The 22,125-nt window shown below is 62.6% G+C and carries 18 protein-coding genes; 8 read left to right on the top strand and 10 right to left on the bottom strand.

Annotated features, from left to right (window positions below):
- The first annotated feature begins 172 nt into the window (after positions 1-172).
- Positions 173-346, top strand: coding sequence for a JAB domain-containing protein (locus FW760_RS02150; RefSeq protein WP_116053777.1), 174 nt, complete (start codon positions 173-175; stop codon positions 344-346).
- A 46-nt stretch (positions 347-392) separates the two neighbouring features.
- Here the strand turns inward: FW760_RS02150 and FW760_RS02145 are convergent, their stop codons facing one another.
- Together FW760_RS02145 and FW760_RS02140 are read right to left on the bottom strand one after the other, a co-directional pair.
- Positions 393-1,559 (bottom strand): hypothetical protein, encoded by a 1,167-nt coding sequence (locus tag FW760_RS02145; protein WP_116053774.1) that lies wholly within the window; start codon positions 1,557-1,559, stop codon positions 393-395.
- Between the two features lie 94 nt (positions 1,560-1,653).
- Positions 1,654-1,965, bottom strand: a complete 312-nt coding sequence (locus FW760_RS02140) for an nSTAND3 domain-containing NTPase (protein ID WP_116053771.1) — start codon at positions 1,963-1,965, stop codon at positions 1,654-1,656.
- Positions 1,966-3,121: 1,156 nt separating this feature from the next.
- Between FW760_RS02140 and FW760_RS02135 the strand changes: the two genes are divergently transcribed.
- The 7 genes from FW760_RS02135 to FW760_RS02105 all read left to right on the top strand — a co-directional run bounded on the left by FW760_RS02135 (position 3,122) and on the right by FW760_RS02105 (position 13,419).
- Positions 3,122-3,994 (top strand): helix-turn-helix transcriptional regulator, encoded by an 873-nt coding sequence (locus tag FW760_RS02135; RefSeq protein WP_043863996.1) that lies wholly within the window; start codon positions 3,122-3,124, stop codon positions 3,992-3,994.
- 17 nt (positions 3,995-4,011) lie between these two features.
- The gene (locus tag FW760_RS02130) at positions 4,012-5,592 is read left to right on the top strand and encodes a hypothetical protein (protein ID WP_100632663.1); all 1,581 of its coding nucleotides are present in this window, start codon (positions 4,012-4,014) and stop codon (positions 5,590-5,592) included.
- 5 nt (positions 5,593-5,597) lie between these two features.
- On the top strand, positions 5,598-9,917 hold the full coding sequence (locus tag FW760_RS02125) for an AAA family ATPase (RefSeq protein ID WP_446443541.1): 4,320 nt from the start codon (positions 5,598-5,600) through the stop codon (positions 9,915-9,917).
- A gap of 169 nt (positions 9,918-10,086) precedes the next feature.
- Complete coding sequence (locus FW760_RS02120) at positions 10,087-10,257, top strand: hypothetical protein (RefSeq protein WP_157811395.1); 171 nt, start codon at positions 10,087-10,089, stop codon at positions 10,255-10,257.
- Between the two features lie 20 nt (positions 10,258-10,277).
- Entirely contained in the window at positions 10,278-11,498 is a 1,221-nt protein-coding gene (locus tag FW760_RS02115; RefSeq protein WP_157811394.1) for a hypothetical protein, read from the top strand.
- Positions 11,499-11,509: 11 nt separating this feature from the next.
- Positions 11,510-12,400 (top strand): JmjC domain-containing protein, encoded by an 891-nt coding sequence (locus FW760_RS02110; RefSeq protein WP_185061928.1) that lies wholly within the window; start codon positions 11,510-11,512, stop codon positions 12,398-12,400.
- Complete coding sequence (locus FW760_RS02105) at positions 12,400-13,419, top strand: radical SAM protein (RefSeq protein ID WP_446443540.1); 1,020 nt, start codon at positions 12,400-12,402, stop codon at positions 13,417-13,419. The genes FW760_RS02110 and FW760_RS02105 overlap by 1 nt, the downstream gene beginning before the upstream one ends.
- Positions 13,420-13,464: 45 nt before the next feature.
- On the opposite strand, the gene FW760_RS02100 is transcribed toward FW760_RS02105, so the two are convergent.
- The 8 genes from FW760_RS02100 to FW760_RS02065 all read right to left on the bottom strand — a co-directional run bounded on the left by FW760_RS02100 (position 13,465) and on the right by FW760_RS02065 (position 22,122).
- Positions 13,465-14,925 (bottom strand): aldehyde dehydrogenase family protein, encoded by a 1,461-nt coding sequence (locus FW760_RS02100; protein WP_446443539.1) that lies wholly within the window; start codon positions 14,923-14,925, stop codon positions 13,465-13,467.
- A gap of 21 nt (positions 14,926-14,946) precedes the next feature.
- Positions 14,947-16,128, bottom strand: coding sequence for a pyridoxal phosphate-dependent aminotransferase (locus FW760_RS02095; protein ID WP_043864003.1), 1,182 nt, complete (start codon positions 16,126-16,128; stop codon positions 14,947-14,949).
- Between the two features lie 44 nt (positions 16,129-16,172).
- Positions 16,173-16,862, bottom strand: a complete 690-nt coding sequence (locus tag FW760_RS02090) for an ABC transporter permease (RefSeq protein WP_043864004.1) — start codon at positions 16,860-16,862, stop codon at positions 16,173-16,175.
- Positions 16,863-16,872: 10 nt separating this feature from the next.
- On the bottom strand, positions 16,873-17,586 hold the full coding sequence (locus FW760_RS02085; protein WP_043864005.1) for an ABC transporter permease: 714 nt from the start codon (positions 17,584-17,586) through the stop codon (positions 16,873-16,875).
- A gap of 36 nt (positions 17,587-17,622) precedes the next feature.
- On the bottom strand, positions 17,623-18,399 hold the full coding sequence (locus FW760_RS02080) for a transporter substrate-binding domain-containing protein (protein WP_054914377.1): 777 nt from the start codon (positions 18,397-18,399) through the stop codon (positions 17,623-17,625).
- Between the two features lie 80 nt (positions 18,400-18,479).
- Complete coding sequence (locus FW760_RS02075; RefSeq protein WP_043864096.1) at positions 18,480-19,259, bottom strand: ABC transporter ATP-binding protein; 780 nt, start codon at positions 19,257-19,259, stop codon at positions 18,480-18,482.
- Positions 19,260-19,332: 73 nt separating this feature from the next.
- A complete protein-coding gene (locus FW760_RS02070) occupies positions 19,333-20,934 on the bottom strand; it encodes a 5-guanidino-2-oxopentanoate decarboxylase (RefSeq protein WP_116053753.1) in 1,602 nt (533 codons plus the stop codon).
- Positions 20,935-21,120: 186 nt separating this feature from the next.
- Entirely contained in the window at positions 21,121-22,122 is a 1,002-nt protein-coding gene (locus tag FW760_RS02065; protein ID WP_100632656.1) for a CobW family GTP-binding protein, read from the bottom strand.
- Positions 22,123-22,125 lie beyond the last annotated feature (3 nt).

Here is a 22,125-nt window from a genome sequence, read left to right as displayed (position 1 = left end):
GAAGGCTTCTGGGACGCCGTGGTCTGGGTCTACCTGCATACGCAGGGTAATGGCCGCGGGCTGGTTGCGGAGACTGCTTACCCTGGATTAACCCATCCCTGCAACGCTGTTTGACCGGCGAACAAGTGGCGCATACCGTCAACGGCCAGAAAGCTGAGGCTTTGGGGAGCGGATTGAAGGCCACCTCCACACTGCGCCTGATCGACAATCACAGCCCAGCGAAACCGACAGGACCCTCACTCGAACCTTGAAGCAGTTGCTCAGCCAGGTGGATGTACAGGTGCTGGATCATGTCATTGTCGGCAGTGGTGAAGCGTTTTCGTTTGCAGAGGAAAGCCTTATCTAATGCTCCAAGGCCAGTGACTGTATCTGCAGCACTGGCCTCCCACATCTCATTCAACGGTTCTAACGTCCACGATTGCCCGCCTTGCATGCTCAACCCCTTCAACGATGTCCTTGATCAAGCTATTCACTTGCTCAGGATCGACAAAGTAAGGACTGGTCCAGTCCTCATGCTCGAAGTTGAACAGCATCGTGCTGTCGCCATCTTCCTCGACTTCCATGCCTTGGTGTTCGACAACGACTTGCTCCCAGTCATAGCTATCCTCATCCCTGAAAACGTTCAACAGCGCTTCGCTCGCTTTGCACACCGGCCGCAGGTACCGCAGAGCAGATATCCGGGGCAAGTAACGTGCTAGATCATTCATCAAAGCAAAGCCTTGCTCCATGATGATGGGATCTTGACTGTCTACGTCTTTCACCGCAACCGAGTAGGTTTTGGCCACCCGTACAGCGCGCCAAAACTCTTCGATGAACTCCCCGAGCCCATCGAATACCTCTCGCTCAACTTTTGAGTCTGCGACCAGATTGACAAGTCCCTCAGCATCAACAGAACGCAAGAGTCCTTCAACAGCGTCTTTGGAGTCTCGTCTATTCGGCAGCGCATCCAGCTTGTTCCTGAGCGCGTCCATGGTCTCAGCCAAGAAGCTCACATCCAACGTTGGGAGATAGGGGTACTGATGGATCACGGGGTGAGCCACCCCCCACTTCCACATCAAAAAATTACTCGCAAACAAATATCCTTTGAGTTCCCTCCACCCCATGATGTGAAGCATGGGGACAGCCACACCCACCTCAGAGGCAGCGTTAGCGTCATCTGAACGAGCATTCGTCCTGCGCTGATTGGCCTCATCCACCCAATCCTGCAAGGCCTTGGGCACGCCGTCGCGACTCAACAGAAAGATGTAGTGGGCAACCGGCTTACTAAAGCTCTGAAGCTTCTGAACTTCATCCTCAAGATGGGAGACGTAAACCTTTCCTTGGTTTTTACACTGGGCTGCAGCCAGAGTCGCCGGATCATAAATGTCCACACCACCCTGTGAATCGCCACTGACACCCCGTGCAACGATCCGTGAGTAAGGGCCCCCGATGATGGGAAACCCTTGTTTACTCAGGACGTGCTCAAAAATATCTAGGCAGAGATCTTCAAATTCATCACCACGCTTTGGCGCCGCAAAATTTTCAAGCTTGCTGGCAACAGCTTTGGACAGCATTTTCATCACCACTCCTTGTTCCCCTGAAAGCCATCCCAGGCAGCAATCATCCAATCCTGATGGAACCATACGTCAAACACCCCCTTCATGACATGAGGCATTACATCGAGTCTCTGCACAAACACGGGCCTGCCCTTTCCTCGATCAAAGGAAATGCCGTTCTCTTAAGATCACGCCGTGCGCTGTTGTAGATGTAATCACGGCTAGTCAGGACTACCCGATGGCCCGCTCGGATCATCGTCGAGAGCGCTGGGAGTATCCGGTTCCATTCCATCACCAGGTCGGCTTCGTACTGCATCGCCCCAAAGGCGTCATCAACCCAGATGAACTGCGATGCTTCGTCCGTATTCCAGTGATCTCGAATTTGCTCGGGCTTTTCCAGCTTCAACACCCTACTTCCCCACTTATCCATCGCACACATGGCCATAATCGATGACGGGGACTCCGCTATCGCAGAAATCACTCATTTTTATTGGCGTCTTATCAGACAAAATCTTGAGATGACGCGTGCTCGCGCTCCGTTCTATGTCGAGGAAGCTTATTGGGCAAGCACAGGACGCGCCCTTCCCCCGGCACTGTGGATTGATGGCATATGCGCTCTAGACGAACCATCAGAGAGCATTGTCGGCCGCCTCTCCATCAGCGGTATCCCAACTTACTCTGATGATGTGCTGGTATTGTGCCCCGAATGGCTGCACTACCTGGAATGGCGGCATGATCAGGGCAATTGGATGCACTACCTCGACAGGAACGGTGTCTGCGTCGCAGGACTTATCTGGTGGCGTGATGGTGCCCCTCAGGACGTAAACCAAGATCAGTTCTAGGGCGAAGGTGTCGCCCTCGTAGCAACACGAGAGGGACGGAGCGCGTTGGAGGGTGTTGCCGGCCCTCTGAACATTGGCGTCCACTCACGTAGATCTGCAGATGGTACGAGCCCCTCTGAGTCGCATGAGCCGAGTTGAGCAATAATGTTCGAACATCAGTTAGCGCAATCACCCGCAAGGCGCCCTAATCAGGTGCCTTTTGACGAGGGGGTCTATCAACAATGATTGGCGCCCAGTGAATCGCCCCCTGGTTTCGTAGAAGCCTCCAAGCCCAGTAAACCAATTACGCGGATGCAAATATTTGGTCGAACACAGCCGATCGGAGTCGCTGCTCTCGAGCGAGAGCGGATTAGCTTGTCCTTGATGAGCCATGCACCCTCCCTCCAGATCCAATGAGGAGTTACACCGAAAGCCAGCAACTGCCATGCTGGAGTTCGTGAGAAATCGCCGCTCGCGAGCGCTCTCGCACCCTGTGTAACTGGGGGCAAAACTGGGGGCATCATTAGTTTTTTATGACCTGAAACTACCGCCCTAGAGCCAAGTCAAAATGTTTTTTGGCGACCCTGATAGCCTCTGACAGACCGGCCTCCCAGCAAACCCCGCAAAACATGGCCCCAAGCCACCATTCAGGTTATTGTCGACATTTTTCCCGGCAGAGGCGCTCTAATCGTGTCAGTGCCACTGACACAGCCTGTCAGTCGTCCTCGCTAGAGTCGCCGCCAAGCCCATCGACAAGGACCCGCCATGGCGGCCACCGATCACGACACCCTGGCCCTGCGCCTGGCCGATACCCTGCGGTTGCTGCAAAGCGGCGAGCGCCCTACCCGCCTGCAACTGGCCGAGCGCTTCGGGGTCAGCGAGCGCACCATCTACCGTGACCTCAACCGTCTGGGCGATGTGATCGAGCCCGGCGCCAACGGGGTCTACCAACTGGCCCGCCATCACCGCAGCAGCCTGTCCCCCGCCGACCTGCAGACCTTCGCCCGCATCAGCGGTGTCGAGCAACTGTTCCCGGCCAACGACCGACGCTCCTGGCTGGACCTGCTAAAACCCGGCCCCACCAGCTTCCTGGTACGCGACGGGCATTTCGCCGCCCAACGCCCGGACAGCTGCGACTTCCGCGAGCTGGGACGGGCGATCGAGCAACAGCGCCGCTGCCAGCTGAACTACACCGGCAAGCAACGCCGAATCGAGCCCTACAGGCTGATCCACAACAAGGGCATCTGGTACCTGGCCGCCACCGAAGACGGTCGCCTCAAGAGCTTCGCCTTCGCCCGTATCGATGCCTTGCAGGTGCTGGACGAATCCTTTGTTGCCGACCCGGCCACCCAGGCGCAGATCGAGAGCGACGATGACATCTGGTTCGGCGAAGACCGCCTCGAGGTCACCGTCCAGGTCGCCGCCAGCAACGCCTACTACTTTCTTCGGCGCAACGTGCTGCCGCACCAGCAACTGATCGAGCAGCAGGCCGACGGTCGCCTGCTGCTGCGCTGCCGGGTCAATCACCCGAACCAGCTGCTGCCGATCATCCGCTACTGGATCCCCCATGTACGCATTCTCGAGCCCGCCTGGTTGCAGCAGCAACTGCGCGACGAGCTCACCGACTACTTGCACTGAACAGCAGGACGACTGACATGACCGAAATGGAAAAGCCCCTGGGCGACGACTACAACCGGGACGACAGCATCGACTTCGAGCAGGTCAATCAGGATCAGGCCCGCTACCTCGAGGCCGAGCTGTTCGACGGCGACAGCAGCAACGGCGAGAAGACCACGGCGGTGGTCGCCTCCTTCGTCGACTCGTGCAACGCGCGGGGTGAAAAGCCGCTGGACCAATGGCTGAGCGACGAGTTTCGCAAGTACCCGCATCTGTGGAGCAACGAAGAGGAACTGCTGAGCACCAGCCAGCAGGTGATCGCCTCCACCGTGGCCTTCAACCAGTCCCGCGAATCGCTGCACGCGCACATGGACAAGGGCCGCAGCAAGGCCTCGTGGCTGGCCGGCGAAATCGAGAAGAACGCGGGCCTCTCCGGCTCGGTACACGTGGGTCAGTACGCCGGACACATCGACAAGGCGCTGGCCGATGCCACGACCAACGCACGGGACATGGTCACCACGCTCAAGGGTGACATCAACCGCAGCCCGCACCTCAACGGCCTGATTGCCGAGCAGCACCACGTCGACACGTTCAACATCGACGCCGTCAGCAAGGGCAGCCCTTACCGCGCCCGCGTGGTGGGCTCCCAGGAAGCGAACTCGGTGGACATCGAGATCGTCGACGGCAACGGCAATGTGGTCGGCAAGTACCAGGCCAAGTACGGCGCCGATGCCGACGCCACCAAAGAGCTGCTCAACCGCGGCGACTACGAAGGGCAGAAACCGCTGGTACCCGAAGGCCAAGGTGCGGACGTGCCCGACAGCGCGGAGGTGATCGAAGCCGATGGCGTGAAATCCCGCCCGCTGTCAAAGGAAGAAGCCCGCAAGCTGCAGGAAAAGGCCCAGCAGGAAGCCGAGTCGCGCCAGTACGACTGGAACGACACCAACCGCGCCACCATCGCCCGCCAGATCGGCAAGCAGGCGGTCATGGGCGCATGCATCGCAGTGGGCATGCAGGGCACGCGGATTCTGGCGCGGCGCTTCTGGAACCGGTTGAACGGCCGGGAAAACCCCAGCAGCCAGGACGACCTCAAGGAATTCTTCGAGAGCTCGCTGCGCGCCGGCACCAACACCGCTGCGCAAGTGGCGGTTTCCGGTGCCGTGGTGGTGGCAGTGAAAAACGGCTGGCTCGGCGCGGCGCTGCGCAACACCCCGGCCGGGCTGATCACCAACATCGCGTGCGTCGGTCTGCAGAACGCCAAGGTCCTCTACAAGTTCGGCAAGGGCGAGCTGACCGGCGAAGAGGCCATCGACGCCATCGGCAACACCACGGTAACCACCACCATGGCCATCGCTGGTGCAACCAAGGGCGCGGCGCTGGGTGCAGCGCTGGGTACGGTGTTCGGCCCGGCAGGTACGGCCATTGGGGGTTTTGTCGGTGGCGTGGCCGGTGGTATCGCCGGCGGGCAGATCGGCGAAGTGGTGTACGAAGCCGGCAAGTCGGTCGCCAGGACGGCTACCCGGGTCGCGGCCGTGGTGCTCGAAGGCACAGGCCGTGCACTCGAATCGGTGGGCAGCGGCCTGCGTAACCTCGCCTCCAGCCTCTTGTCCCTGTGGTGACTGCCATGAACCTGCTCGAACTCAAGGACAAGATCAAATCCCATCTGGTCGCCGGCTATCCCGGGCTGTACATCCACTCCGGCGAAGAAGCCAGGGTCGATACCATGCTGCAGGATGTCGCGAGCCAGTTGGGCATGCACCCCAAGGAATGGAACCTGGGCTATGGCTGGGTGGACTTCGTCAACAAGCAGCCACGGGGCAGCCAGGGGCCTAGGACAGACCTGGCCGAAAGCCTGCCATCACTGCTGGACGACGATCTGGACCACAAGCTGTTCATCATCAAGGACGCCCGCAGTGCGCTGGAAAACCAGCCGCTGGCGGTGGCTCGGCTCAAGCAGTTGCTCAACCGTATCCAGCGCCATCATCGCGGCACGTCGGCGGTGGTACTGGTCTCGGAGACCCTGCACATTCCGTCGCAGATCGAAGCGCAGATCACCCTGCTGCCCCTGCCGCTGCCCCGGGGCGAGGAAATCACCAGCCAGCTTGAAGCGGTGTGCCAGCAGCTTGACCTGCTGGTACCCGAGGGCCTGCGTCAGCGCCTGCACGCAGCGTGCAGCGGCCTGAACCAGGAAGAGATCCGCTCGGCACTGGCGATGGTCCGCCAGCACCACGAGCAGATCAACGATGCCGCCCTGGTACTGATCCAGCATGAAAAAGAGCAGATCATCGCCAAAAGCGGCGTGCTGGAAATGCTGCGGGTCAACGAGAACGCCACCGACATCGGCGGCCTGGAAAACCTCAAGACCTGGCTGGGCCGCCGCGCACAGATCTTCCGTCGCCTCGGCGAAGCGCGTGACGCGCGGGTGCAGGCGCCCAAGGGCGTGCTTATCGCCGGCATGCCCGGCTGCGGCAAGTCGCTCACTGCCAAGGCCGCCGCCGGCCTGTTCCAGTTGCCGCTGCTGCGCCTGGACATCGGCTCGCTGCTGGGCAAGTACGTCGGGGAAAGTGAGCACAACATGCGCCGAGCCCTGAGCATGGCCGAGTCGGTCAGCCCGTGCATCCTGTGGATCGACGAGCTGGAGAAAGCCTTCGTCGGCCTGACCAGCGGCAGCGGCTCCGAAGTCTCGTCGCGGCTGTTCGGCTACTTCCTGACCTGGATGCAGGAGAAGACCGGCGCAGTGTTCGTCATCGCCACCGCCAACAACATCGCTACCCTGCCGCCGGAACTGTTGCGCAAGGGGCGCTTCGACGAAGTGTTCTATGTGGGCTTCCCGAATGCGGTCGAGCGCGGCGCGATTCTCGATATCCACCTCAAGGGTGAGACGGTGCAGCTCGAACCCGCGCAGCGCAGCAAGCTGGTGACCCAGTGCCGCGACTACGCCGGGGCGGACATCCAGAACGCCATCAACGAAGCACGCGAAACCGCCTTTCTGGACGGTCGCCCGCTGAAATTCGAAGACCTCGAAGCCGCCATCGACCTGACCGTGCCGCTGCGTGAAACCCTGCGCGATCAGGTGGCCAAGTACGAAGAGCTGTTCGAGAAGTTCAAGCTCAAGCCAGCTTCAGCCAGCGACGGCCTGAGCGTGGCGCAGATGATTCAGATGGCCGAAAACCACAATGCGCTGCGCCGCGAGGAAGTCGCCCGGCATGAAGACTGCCCTGACGACCTGCTGGAGAGGCTGGTCGGCGATACCGACGCCAAGGTTCGCACCGCGGCCTACGGCAACCCCAACTGCCCGGAAAAGCTGCTGACGCTGCGGATCAACATCGAAGAAGGCCAACCCGGCTTCGATCGCGCCCTGCTGCACCTCGCCTGCCTGCATGCCCACGCGCCGCATGACCTGATAGCGGCGCAGTTCGAACGCCTCGAGCTGGACGCCGAGCAACGCCGTCAGTTGGCGAAAAGAACCGACGACGAATCGTTGCAGCAACGTCTGCTGGCGGATCAGGAGCCGCTGGTACGCAGGGCACTGGCGACCAACAAGGCCGTGAGCAAGGTCGTGCAACAACAGTTGGCCAAGGACACAGCCGTTACCGTGCGCGATTACCTGATCGGCAACGACAACCTGCATCCCGAGGTACAGGAACAACTGGCCCGCGATCCTTCCTTCGAGGTACGCGAGCGCCTGGCTCGGCGTGACGAACTGAGCGAAACCGTGCAGTTGCTGCTGACCCGTGATGAAGACCAGGATGTACTCGAAGCGCTGGCCCGCCGCGCAGGCGCGACCGCCCTCCCCGACGCGGTACAACTGGAGCTGGTCAAATGCGACCCTGATGTGCGCGAGGCCCTGGCACGCAACGACAACCTGGGTGCCCCTGCCCAGTTGCTGCTGGCTCGGGACCCGAGCCTGCAGGTACGGCGCATTCTTGCCGACCACCCGAACCTCACCAGCGCCGCCCTGCAATGCCTGACCACAGACGTAGAAGAGGTACAGGCAAGCCTGGCTGGCAACACCAACCTGGGGTCCGCCTTGTTGCAGATGGGCCTGAGCCAGCATGAATCGGAGGACGTGCGTCGCGCTCTGGCAGGCAACAGCGCGCTCAATGTCGAGGTGCAGGCGCGGCTGCTGAAGGACCCCGAGCCCAACGTGCGCGAGGCGCTGGCAGGCAACGACCACCTGGCCGAGCAGATCCTCGAGGCACTGATGTACGATGAGCAGGACGATGTGCGCGAGCGTCTGGTGCGCTGGCGCGACACGGTACAGCCAAGCGTGCAGCGCCATCTGGCAGCAGACCCAAGCACCGACGTCCGCAGATGCCTGGCACGCGTAGCAGACCTGCTGGATGACGTGCAGCAGCAACTGGCCGGTGACCTGCCCGAGATCCAGCAGGAACTGGCGGAAAACGCCGCCCTCGGCACTGACATCCAGCAGCGCCTGCTGGAACGAGGCGATGCGCAGACCCTGTGTGCGCTGGCGGGCAATCAGGCCGTGACAGCACCGCTGCAAGCCCGGCTGGCCGATGACAGCAACATCGATGTACGAACCCGCCTGGCAAGCAACCCGGCGCTGGCCGGGCCGGTCGCCGACAAGCTGATCGGCGACGTGGAAGCGGTGCAACGCGCCCTGGCCGGCAACCGCCACCTGAGCGAGGCACAGTGCCTGCGTCTGTACAAGATCGGCAGCGAGCACGTCCGCCAAACCCTGGCAGCAAACACGGCCATCGGTGAAACCCTGATGACCCTGATCTGCCAGACGAAAACAGCAGCGCCAACCGAGGCCAGTGATTCGGTAGGAAGGGCCATCGGCATGATCTTCTCTGGTTACATGGGCGCGCAACAATCGCCCGTGAGCGGGCAGGAGCAGCCTCCAGGCAAGGAAAAGCTGGTGCTGGCTGCGCAAGGCAAGCTGCCTGCTCATCTGCAGGCCGACCTGTTGGCCGAAGGCGCACAGGCGCAACCCCTGCTCGAAGCGCTGGCCGACAACTCGACGCTGACCAGGCCCGTGCAAGAGGCCCTGGCGGCGCACAAGAGCGCCAAGGTCAGAGCTCGACTGGCCGCCAACAAGGCCGTCGACAGCGACATTCTGCGTCAGTTGCTGCGCGACCCCGAACCCGACGTGCGCATCGCACTGCTGCGCGACTGGTGGATGGATCGCGACATGGAACTGGAGCTGGCACAGGACAAGAATGTCAACGTGCGCTTCGCCGTGGCCGCCAATCAACACGTCGGCACAGCCGCACAACTGCTGCTGGCCAACGACCCGGACGAGTCCGTGCGTGCGCGCCTGATAGAACGTGACAGCCACTTCATGTTCACCCTGCATTCGCGGGCCCAGGAGATCCTGGCACAAGACGTCGAACAGGACATCCGCGAATCGCTGGCTACCTACCCCAAGCTCAAACCATCGGCGCAACTGGTGTTGGCCAAGGACGACGAGATCTGCGTGCGCATCGCACTGGCCAGGGGCAACAAGGACTGGAATGGAGGTGACCTGTGCGAGGAAGCACAACTGCAGCTGTTGCGCGACGAGGAAAGCAGCGTGCATCTGGCGCTGGCTGAAAACCGCCGGCTGTCTCCCGCAACCCAGGCGCTGCTGGCCCAGAACGCGCTGGCAAGCGTGAGGCTCAAACTGGTGGAGTCATCCAGCTACATGAATCAGCTCACCCCAGAGGCGCAGCGGATCCTGGCCAGGGACAAGGACAGCAAGGTCCGCCAGGAACTGGCGAACAGGCTGTTTGGCCTGCTGGCCATGCCCAGTGAAGAAGACGTGCAGTTGACCCTGGCCAGCGACCCGGACACAGAGGTCAGGCTGTCGATCCTGGTTTCCCTGCGCTATGGAAGCACCCGCGTAAGCGATGCAGTCAGGGCGCGGTTGATCGAAGGGCTGGACGACGACACCCGCCAGACCGTGGAAGAGATGCTCGACAGTTGCGAGGAAGATTGAGCCCTCCCCGAGTGGCATCTTCCGAGCAACCTATTCGCGCAGGTTGCCGCTATGTTGCAACCTGCGCAAACGAACTTTCCGCTCGACAGGCCCCTCTGTTGCCAACGGAAAGTATTACCCCTAGCATCGTGCGGTTAAACCCCGCCCAATCCGATAAAGGACACTCGTGATGCAATCGAAAACAGTTGAACTTCAATCCCCGGCACTGGACTCGATGACCGAAATCAAGCGCCCGGCACTGAAATTGAGCGAGCTGGATCCTGGTACCCTCAGTGACTTCGAGGCCATGTTCGGCCTGTGGAAAGAAGCGGATCACTGCGACAAGGAACTGCGCGACTGACGCCAAGGGCGGTGGCGGCAATGACAATGTCAGTTGATTTGCAGATCGTTTCAGGCTTGTCGTCGGCCGCCGCTTTGCCCGGCGTCCTCGGGGCGCATCTTGAAGCCCTTGGACATCCTGTGCACCAGCGTATCGATACACTCGATACCGGCGCTGCTGGATGTGCAAGGCACCCGGACACACCCTCTACTGCAGCCATCGTGCTGGTGCTTCCCATCCTGGGCGATAACGACCTGTCGGACGAACACCTGCTGAGCCTGCGGCACTGGCGCGATACCCGGAGCCTGGCGGGCCGACGCATTTTTGTCACCCTCAAGGGCGATCGTCATGTATCGGATGAATTCGTATCCCCACACCACCCCATCCACATCAAGTTGCGCAAGCTGTTCTATTTTCTCGGTGGGTTGAAGATTCTGCCCATCAAGCTGGACAGCGACACGCCGGCACGCATTGCATCGCTCATCGCCGCAGAACTGCAAGCAGGCAGCACAGCCCCCTGCAAAGCGTGGGACCATCTGGCGCAGCTCACCGGCAGGCCCCCCATGTGGGCCCCCGACCGCAAGCTGCTCGACTTCGATGACGAAGAGAATGGGTCGAGCCTGCTACTCGAGACTCCCCGAGCGCGGTTGAACGATATCTTTCACGCCATCCGGGCATTGACCCCCCGCACACTCAAGCTCAATCGGGCACGGTTGTGCGACAGCGATATGACCCGGCTGCCTGCCATCCCCAGCGTGCTGGCGGCAGAGCTGGGCAGCAACTGCATGAGCCTGCAGAGCGCGTCCACGGTGTTTCCCGGCTGCAAATGGCTCGGCCTGGGGGCGAACAGCTTGCAGACTCTGGACCTCACCGCTGCACCCCCCGGGCTCGATACCCTGCTGGTGTACAAGAACAGTCTGCGGGAGCTGCGATGGCCCGCCACTGCTGGGTGTCGCCTCAAGCACCTGAGCCTCTATCGCAACAGGTTTCGACATATCGACTGGCCGGTCGATCAGCTGGACATCGAGCGGCTCAACCTGGGAGCCAACCCTGTCGAGGCACTGCCCGAGCAGTTGGCCCAGGCCCGTCATCTGCGCTGTCTGGGCATTGCCCGGACTCACATACGCCGCCTGCCGGACTGGCTGTTCGAGCTGCCCGCGCTGGTGGAAATCGATATCAGTCATATCGAAGACCAATTGCCGCCCGCGCAACTTGGCAAGTTGATCGATTCAGGTATCACGCTCATAAACAAGCCCAGGTAGAGCCCTGCCCCATGACCCTATTCAACTTCATCTTCGAACACATCAGCCAGCAGCAGTTTCTGGATGAATACTTCGATCGCGCTGCGTTGCACATCAAGGGCAGCCCGCAGAAATTTTCCAGCCTGTTGGATATGCAGGCCTTCAACCAGATTCTCAACAGCAACACCTTGCTGTACCCGAAGGTGCGCATCACCAACCACAACAACACCATTCACAAATACGATCTGATCGATGATGTGGATCGCTATGCAAACAACCAGAACAACACGCTGAACAAGAAAAAGATGCTGCACGCGATTGCCCGCGGCGGCACGCTGGTTTTCGACAACATCCAGCAACACAGTGCGCGACTGGAGAATTTCACCGATACGCTCGCCTCGGAACTCAATACGCGCATCGGCATGAACGGCTACTACACCGCCGCCAACCAGCGAGGCGTCAATCCTCACTTCGACAGGCACGATGTACTGGTGCTGCAGATCCACGGCAGCAAACGCTGGTACTACCGCGACGAACAGCATGTGTTGTCAAAGGCCATCCGTCATCAGCGCGTTCCTGCAATCGATGCGGCTGCCACCGGCTGGTCTTCGGTGCTGCTCGAACAGGGCGATGTCTTCTATTGCCCTCGCGGCCTCTGGCACTTCACTCGTACCGAAGCCCGGCACTCGGCGCACCTGGCTGTGGGGCTGTACCCACTGACCTTGAGGGAGTGGCTGGTGCGCCAGGAGCAGGATGAGAACTTCGCCACACTGCTGGAAACCTACGTGCGCCAACCGTTCCAACCTTCGACCTCGCCCATCCAACAGGCGCCGGTGCAGGCCCTGGTCGATCACCTGAGCGCCACCTCGCAGGCAGACTTCGACCTCGACCTGCACGCACGGCCCTATCTCGAGCTTGAATGATGGAACAGTTCTATTTCGTACTGACCGAACGCTGCAACCTGGCCTGCAGCCACTGTATCCGCGACTCTTCGCCCTATCGCGACGAAACCGCCGAGAAGGCGATGATCCTCGACGCGCTGTCGCAGATCCGCCAGGACCATGCGCATAGCCTGGTGCTGCTCACGGGCGGAGAGCCCACGCTGCATCGCCATTTCGACAGCATTCTGCGGCACAGCCTTGCGCTCGGACTGCAGACCAAGATCAACAGCAACGGCGTGACGTCGTTCTACAAGCAGAACATCCTGGAGCAATGGGCCGGGCAGCCGTCACTCTCGGTACAGATATCCCTGGATGGTACAGAAGCCGAACATGACCTGGTGCGTGGGGCCGGCACCTACAGGCGCGCGCTGCGCACACTCGCCAGGCTGCGGGCACAAGGCATTTCGTGCAGTGTGTCGGCGACCGTCATCGACCTCGATTTTTTCGCGCGCATCGAACAGTTCATTCAACCGCTGGATGACCTTGAACTGACCCATATCGCAATCAAGCGGGCAACTTACGCAGGGCGCGCCTCATCAGGCATGGAGGTCTGCAGCCAGGCCTGGAACCAGCATGTCTATGCGCTGCGCAAGCAGCCCTACAAAACGCGCATCCTGGCGTTTCCAATGTACGACTTCAGTCGGCTGCAAGCGCTGGGTGACGACGACATCGCCGAACTTGGCCGAACCATCACCACAAAAAACTGCGGTGCTGCGACGGCGAAGGTCTATATCTACCCCAATGGCGACGTGTGCTCCTGCACCTGCTTCAAGGCCCACCCCATGGGCAACCTGTACCAACAACCGCTATCGGCCATTCTTGCCCAGCCACTGCAGATCAAGGTGGAGCATCCCACCTGTCAGGGCTGCCGCTACTTTGCCGTATGCAACGGTGGCTGCCTGGGTAGCGGCTACCAGCATACCGGCGAGCTGGGAGAGCCCGACCCCCGGTGTCCGCAGATCCAGGCAGCACGTGGTGCAATACCGGCATTCAACATCTGATGCCAGAGGTGATGCTTGCGCTGGGTGTGTTGCGGCCAGCGCCAATCAACCAGCACTCACCACATGCTTCAACTCCTGAAACGCTGCCAGCCCCCAGGGGCCGAGCTCGCGCCCGATGCTGCTCTGCTTGTACCCACCCCAGGCGGTCTGCGGGAAGATCACCTGAGGCGCATTGATCCAGACCATGCCGGCCTGCAAGGCATCCGCTACCCGGTTGGCCGCAACGCGGTCGCGGCCGACCACCGTGGCCACCAGGCCAAAATCACCCTGGTTGGCCAGCGCGATGGCCTCGGCTTCGGTGCCGAAACGGCGGATGCAGATCACCGGGCCGAAGATCTCCTCGTTCCACAAGCTGCTGTCCAGCGCCACGTCGGTGAACACCGTCGGCGCAACGTAGAACCCCTGCGCCAAGCCCTGCGGGCGCCCACCGCCGCACTCGAGCCGGGCGCCCGAAGCCAGCCCGCGCGCGATGTGCGCCAGCACACGCTCGTACTGGGCACGGTTGACCAGCGCACCCATCTGCACCCCGTCGACAAAGGGGTCGCCAACGGTGATCGCCTGGGCGCGGGCCCTGACCTTTGCCACGAAGGCGTCCGCCAGGTGCTCGGCGACCAGCACCCGGCTGGTGGCCGAGCACATCTGGCCAGCGTTGTAGAAGCCGCCGCCACAGGTCAGCTCGACCGCCAGCTCCAGGTCGGCGTCCTCCAGCACGATGAGCGAGGACTTGCCGCCCAGCTCCAGGCTGACACCCTTCACCGTCTCTGCCGCGCGCTGCATTACCTGAACCCCCACCGCGTTGCTGCCGGTGAAAGAGATCTTGGCCACCTGCGGGTGCGCCGACAAGGGTGCGCCCACGGCCAGGCCGGTACCGCACACGATGTTCAACACGCCCGCCGGCAGGCCCGCCTCGAGAATGATCCGCGCCAGTGCAAGCTCCGGCAACGGCGTGACCTCCGATGGCTTGAGCACCACCGTGCACCCCGCCGCCAGGGCCGGCGCCAGTTTCCAGGCCGTGGTGACCATGGGGAAGTTCCACGGCACGATCAGCGCAACCACGCCACACGGCTCGCGGCGCAAGCGCGCGGCATAGTCGCTGGCAGGCAGCTCCACGCCACGGTCCTGCGCAGCGTCAAGGCCCTGGGCCAGGTCGGCGTAATAGTCAAAGGTGGCTATCACGTCGTCCACGTCCAGCCCCGCTTCGGCCAATGGCTTGCCGTTGTTGCGCGATTGCAGCGCCATCAGGTTTTGGCGGTTCTGCTGTATGCCCCGGGCAATGCGGCGCAACACCTGGGCACGCAACGCGCCAGTGCTGGTTGACCACTGCGCAAACGCTGCAGCGGCGCTTTGCACGGCAAGCTCGACGGTTTCAGCATTGCCCCCGCCCACCGTGGCGATCAGCGCCTCGGTGGAGGGGTTGATGACCTCGAGCAGCGGGCCGTCGGCGAGCCACTGCTCGCCGATCAGCACGCCGGCGAGCACTTCGGATGAACATTCAGGAGGGAGCATCGTCATTCCTTCGCAAGCGGCTCAGAGGCCGGCCTGCAGCTTCTCGATGAACTGGCGGATCCGCTGGCAGGCGTCCAGCAGGTCCTTGTCGGCGACGGTGAACGACACCCGCACGAAGCCCGCGCAACTGGCGCCAAAGGCCTGGGCATCGAGCACCGAGACGCCGGTCTCGCGGAACAGCGCCCAGGCAAAATCGACGCCCGACAGGCCCGTGGCACGAATGTCCAGCAGCATGAACATACCCGCCTCGGGCACCTTGCCCTTGATCAGCGGCACCCCGTCCAGCTCCCGGGCGATCAGGTCACGGCGGCGGGTGTAGAGTTCGCGGGCCGAGGCGACGATCTCATCGTCCAGCTCGATGGCCTTGAGCGCGGCTTCCTGAACAAAGCCCGGCAGACCGTAGAGCATGCACAGCAGCAGGTTGTCCAGGTGCTGGACAAGGCTCGTGGGCGCCACCACCCAGCCGACCCGCCAGCCGGTCATGGCGTGGGATTTGGACAGGCTGTTGAGCACCACCGTGCGCTCGGCCATGCCCTCCAGGCTGGCGATGCTGATGTGCGGCGCGTCGTAGGTCAGCTGGCAGTAGACCTCGTCCGAGATCACCCACAGGTCGTGACGCCGGGCCACCTGCGCCACGGCCTCCAGCTCCTCGCGGGTGTAGACGTTGCCGGTGGGGTTGTTCGGCGTGGCCAGGGCGATGCCACGGGTGTTGGGGGTCAGTGCGGCTTCAAGCGCCTGGGCCGTGAGGCGAAAGTCCTTCTCGGCAGGCTGCTCGATGCACACCAGCCGCGCACCGGATGCCTGCACGCTGGCAGCGTAGGTCAGGTACATCGGCTCGGGCACCAGCACGTCATCGCCGCTTTCGAACAGGCACATGGCTGCGGCGTACAGGCCGTTCTGCGCACCGGCCACCAGCGCGACGTTCTCGGCGGCCACCGGTATGCCCAGCAGCTTGCGCTGCTTGGCCGCGATGGCTTCGCGCAGCTTTTCCCGGCCCACTACCGGGGTGTAGTGGGTATCGCCGGCCTTTAGGGCCTGGATCGCGGCCTCGCAGATCGCATCGTCCGTCGCGAAATCGGGGTCGCCGATGCTGAGGATGATCGCGTTCTCGCCCCGCTCCTGCGCCTGGCAGGCAGCATAGTGAATGTCCCATGCGGCTACGCTCTCGCCGCTGATGCGTTGAACCAGAGATGAATACTTCATTTGAATTCCTTGTGGCGTACAGACCGACGCCAATACGTTAGCCACTAGACTCGACGCTGCGAGGTGGTGCCCATCAACTTGAAGCTCTTTTCGATGATCAGGGCCAGGACGATGTAGGTGATCGCCACCAACAGCAGCGGCTCATAGACCCGCAGGGTCTGCGAACGCACGATGTTGGCGGCGCCGAGCAGGTCGGTAACCGCGACGGTGGAGGCCAGCGCCGTGGATTTGAGCAGCATCACGCTCTCCCCCGCCAGGGTCGGCCTGACCATCTGCAATGCACGCGGCAACCAGACCCTGCGCAGGATCTGCCCGCGGCGCATGCCATAGGCGCGTGCCGCTTCAAGCTCGCCCCTGGGTACGGCGCGCAGGCCACTGCGCAGCACTTCGCCCACATACGCCCCCACGCTCAAGGTCAGTGCAAGGGCCACATACCAGAACCCTTCGCGCAGGTAGGGCCACAACACCCCGCCCCTGATCAGCGGGTAGCTGGCCAGCACGCTGCCGACGCCGTAATACAGGATGTAGATCTGCACCAGCAGCGGCGTGCCGCGAATCACGCTGCTGACAAACCGGCAGGCGTTGGCCAGCACGACGCTGTTGGACAGGCGCCCCAGGGCCATCGCGATGGCCAGTACAAACCCGAAGCCTGCCGAGATGAGCAGCAACTGCACGGTCAGGCCGGCACCGCGCAGCAGTTCACTGGAAAAATCATTCAGCCAAGTCAAATCCATGATCGTCCCCTTATACGTTCCTGGGCATCCAGCGTTCGAAGCCGGCCTCGAACTTGCGGAACACCATGCTGGAAACCAGGGTGATGACGTAATAGAACGCCGCGACCACCAGGTAGAACAGCAGGTAGTGCTTGGTGCTGGCCGCAGCCTGACGCCCGGCGGTCAGCAGTTCGCTGTAGCCCACCACGCTGATCAGCGCACTTTCCTTGACCAGCACCAGCCACAGGTTCGACAGGCCCGCGATGGCGAACGGCAACATGCACGGCAGGATGATCCGGCTCAACAGCTTTGCCCGCGACATGCCGTAGGCCCTGCCGGCCTCCACCAGCCCCGCAGGAATGGCCTCGACGGCGCCGCGAATCACCTCACCCGAGTAGGCGCCCTGGACAATCCCCAGCACCACGACCGCAGCCAGAAAACCGTTGATCTCGACACTGGGCCGGCCCATCGCGGCCATCGCCAGGTTCAGCAGGTCGGTGCCTGCGTAGTACAGCAGCAGGATCAGCAGCAGTTCCGGCACGGCGCGGTACAGCGTGGTGTAGCAGTTGGCACAGGCGACCATCCAGCGTGGCCCCCTGAGCTTGATCAACGCGACGAGCAGGCCGATGCACAGGCCCAGCGCGAAGGCCCCCAGGGAGATACCCAGGGTTTTCACCGCGCCCTGGGCCAGGGTTTGAATCCAGCCCTCGGCGAACAGCAGATTGGACATTTCAGAAATGGTCATACAGGCACCCGATCACCCGCGCAGGTTTCAACCGCCTCATTGGGCGGCTGTGACACTGGATTTGAAGTAGCGCGCACCAATGGCGTCGTAGGTGCCGTCTTCGCGCACGGCCTTGAGCGCCTGGTTCAGCTTCTCGCGCAGGGCATCGTCGCCCTTGCGCACCGCCGCGCCGATGCCCTTGCCGAACAGCGGGTCGGCCGGCGCGATGCCCTTGCCGGCCAGCATCGCGTTGTCGGGCAGTGCCAGCATCGGCTCCACCGAGATCTTGTCGGCCAGCATGATGTCGATGCGGCCGCTGCGCAGGTCGGCCAGCAGGTCGTCCTGGTCGTTGTAGTAGCGGATGGTCGAGCCTTTGCCGAAGTACTCCTTGACGTAGGCCGAATGGCTGGTCGAGCCCTGCACGCCAATGATCTTGCCCTTGAGCCCTTCCGGGGTGGGCGTCAGTTCCAGGGCGGCATCCCCGACCCACAGTGCGGGCGTCTCGATGTACGGGTCGCTGAAGTCCACCACCTGCTCACGTTCGGGGGTGATGGACATCGAGTTCATGATGACGTCCACCTGCTTGGAGCGCAGCGCCGGAATCAGGCCGTCCCAGGCCATTCCCTTGAGCGAGCACTCGGCCTGCATGCGCTTGCACACTTCGCTGATCAGGTCAGGCTCGAAACCGCTCCACGCACCATTGCTGTTTCTGAAGGAAAACGGCGGGTAGGGTTCCTGGGAAATCGCGAACACCACCTTGTCCTGGGCGTGAGCGACATTGATCGCCCCGGCCAGCAGGAGCGAGTGCACGACAGCAACGAGTGTCTTTTTCATTTAACAGTCCTTATGCAGCTATTGTTTGGTTTTTGGCAGCGGACAATGCAGGGGCACGCCCCCGCGGATGAATAGTGTTGTTATGAGCGATTGTTCTGCGCCATCACGAACTGGCGGCACCGCTCGCTGTGCGGGTCGAGCATCACCTGTTGCGGTGGGCCCTGCTCTTCGATCTGGCCCTGGTGCAGGTACACGACCTGGGTGGAGACATCCCGCGCGAACGCCATCTCGTGGGTCACCAGGATCATCGTGCGGCCCTCCTGCGCGATGTCGCGGATCACCTTCAACACGTCGCCCACCAGCTCCGGGTCCAGCGCCGAGGTAGGTTCGTCGAACAGCATCACCTTGGGCCGTACCGCCAGTGCCCGCGCAATGGCGACCCGTTGCTGCTGGCCACCGGACAGAAACGAGGGATAGTCGTGGCGCTTGTGGGCCAGCCCGACCTTCTCCAGCAACTGCTCGGCATGCGCGATCGCGTCCTGGCGCTTCTCACCCAGTACATGCACCGGGGCCTCGATCACGTTCTCCAGCACGGTGCGATGCGGCCACAGGTTGAAGTTCTGGAACACCATGCTCAGGGTCGCACGCAGCCGCTCGACCTGGCGCAGGTCGGCGATCTCGCGCACCCCGCCACGCCCCTGCCTGAACCTGACTTCCTCGTCGTTCACGCGCAGGCTGCCGGCGTTGGGAATCTCCAGCAGGTTGATGCAGCGCAGCAAGGTGCTCTTGCCCGAGCCGCTGGAACCGATCAGGGACACCACGTCCCCCTCATGGGCACGCAGGGAGATCCCTTTGAGGACGTGATGGTCGCCGTAGCTCTTGTGCAGGTCATCGATGGCGACGACGGGGGTCGACTGCATGCTTGGCAGCCCTTTTTCGTGGATCATGCTTCGATGTCCCATTGTTGTTGATCAACCCGACCGGACAGCCCCGTCAGGCAGGCAGAAAGTCCGAGGCGTTCAGTTCGATGACGTGCGGCTCGCCGCTCTCCAGGCCTTGCAGCAGATCGCGCAACCCTTCCAGGCTGCCGGCGGTGTGGTACTGCACATGACAGGAGCGTGCGAAGGCCGCGAAGTCCGGCGTGAGGATGTCCACGCCCAGGGGCGCAATGTCGCGCGCCGTCATGTAGTCGCGAATTTCGCCGTAGCACTGGTTGTTCCACAGCACCAGGATGACCCCGATGCCGTGCTCGCGCGCCGCGATCAGTTCGGCGCTCGAGAACTGCAAACCACCATCGCCCACCAGCGCCACCACGGCACGTTCAGGCAGGGCAACCTTGGCACCGATGGCCGCCGGCAGGCCGTAGCCCAGCGTTCCGTACCCGGTACCGGCGTTGAACCAGGTGCACGGGGCCGGTGCGCGGTAGCCCAGCGCGCCCTGGTACACCGGCTGCGTCGAATCGCCAACCAGGATCGGCGCCGGCAGGCTGTCGCGCAGCGTATCCAGCAGCGCCTGCATGGCCTGCTGCCTGCCGGTCCAGCTGCCGCGCTCGGCGGCATTGACCCGCGGCACGTTCAACGCGGCCCAGTCACTGTCTGCGGCCGCCCCGGGCAGCGCTGCGATCAGGGCCTGCAGCCCCAACCGTGCGTCGCCAAGCAGCCCGACGGCTGCGCGTTGCACGCCCAGGATCTGCATCGGGTCGATGTCCAGGCGAATCACCGGCACCTGCAGGGCCAGTGGCCCGAGGCCGAAGAAGTCGTAGTCGGTTTCGCCCAGCTCGGTGCCCACCGCCAGCACCACATCCGCCTGGGCAAAGAGTGCACGGCCATGGGCGGACGATTGCACGCCATCGAGCAGCAGCGGGTGCGCAGGCGGCAGGATGCCGCGTGCATTGGTGGTCAGCGCAACGGGAGCCTGGAGACGCTCGGCCAGTGCCCGCAGTGCATCACTGGCACCGCGCGCGCCGCCGCCGGCGAGAATCAGCGGCCGCCGTGCCGCGCCCAGCAAGGCGGCGGCCTGCTGTACGGCCGCCTCGGCAGGCGCGCTGGCCAGCGGCAATGCGCGAGGGCTCAGGTCCAGGCCATCGGCCGGCATTTCCAGCACATCCAGCGGGATCTCGATATGAACCGGGCGCGGCCGGGCGCAACCGAACAGCGCGAAGGCCCGGGCAATCACCTCCGGCAGTTCCTGCGGGCGCTGCAGGGTATGGCTGAAGGCGCACACGCCGGCCACCATGGCGCGCTGGTCAGGCAGTTCGTGCAGGTAACCGTGCCCCAGCCGCTGGTGCTCGCGACGGCTGGTGGTGGAAATCACCAGCATCGGCACCGAGTCGGCGTAGGCCTGGCCCATGGCGGTCAGAATGTTGGTCATGCCGGGGCCTGTGATGATGAAGCACACCCCCGGCTTGCCACTGACTCGGGCATAGCCGTCCGCCATGAACCCTGCGCCCTGCTCGTGGCGAGGGCTGACATGGCGAAGCCGGCTACCGTGCAATCCGCGATACAACTCAACAGTGTGCACGCCCGGAATACCGAACACGGTGTCCACACCATAACCTTCAAGCAGTTTGACGAGCGCCTGAGCACAACTAGTCATTGGGTCTTCTCCTGTTATTTTTACCAGACCGCCGAGGCATTTTTCAGTAGATGCTGGGCAACCACAATCGAATTAAATTTGGCTGATTGTTGATATCTGCTCACCACTCCTGCCCCCTCCGCACAGGCCAGAAGGCCACTACCACCCACATTGCTGAACCTGATAGAGGCCGTCGCCAACTCCGCTTCACCCATGATGTGAATAAAGCTTGTCATTTGTGTGGACAACGCACGCCTGGAAGCCGGCCTCGAGCGCCTCGGGGGCCAGGGTGCCGCGCTTGCCGATGCACACGAGCCGGGTGTGGGGCGTTTCATCGCCCCAGGCGCGGTCGGGCAGGATCTCGCAGCGGCTGCCGACCAGGTGCATGATGAACCGCTTGCCCGGCACTTCGGCGATGTGCAGCGTGCCCTTGGCCCGATAGATCGACGCCGGCAGCTGCGCCAGCGTCGCGCGCAGCGTGTCGAGTGCCATCGGTCTGTCGCTGGCGAAACTCCAGGACTCGAACACGCTGGCGTGATCTGCCGCGTGCCCGCCCAGGCTCGGCGCTGAGGCCGCCTTGACCGGCGTGAACGACGCCAGCGGGTTGCCGCGCCCCACGCCCAGCACCAGCTCCAGCGGCACATCGCCATACTGGCATTCGAGCATTCGCGCCCGGGGGTACAGCCAGCGGCTCTTGAGCGCCTCGATCTGGCTGCGTTCGACCCGGTCCACCTTGTTCAGCACGATGATGTCCGCCACGTCCAGCTGGTCCATGGCCAACTGCGCCATCTCGCCCTCGAGCTGCCCGAACTGCTCGGTGTCCACCACCGTGATGATGCTGTCGATCGACAGCGCATCGCGAAACTGCGGGTACTTCAGCGTGCGGGCGATCTTGCCCGGGCTCGACACCCCGCTCGCCTCGATCAGAATGTACTCCGGGCGGTTCTGCCGGTCGCCGAGCAGGCGCCCCAGTTGCTCGATCAGGTCACTTTCAACCGTGCAGCAGATGCACCCGTTGGCCAGGCTGAGGGTGGTCTGGGTCTGGCTGACGATCAGCTCGCTGTCGATGTTGATCGCGCCAAAGTCATTGACCATCACCGCCATGCGCAAGCCGTGATCGCTGCCCAGGATCTTGTTGAGCAGGGTGGTCTTGCCGGAGCCGAGAAACCCCGACACCAATGTCACCGGAATGGGAGACTGCTTGTTCATCAA

The organism is Pseudomonas sp. 1176_21 (genome assembly GCF_052850635.1).
This window is presented reverse-complemented; position numbering and strand designations above follow the sequence as displayed.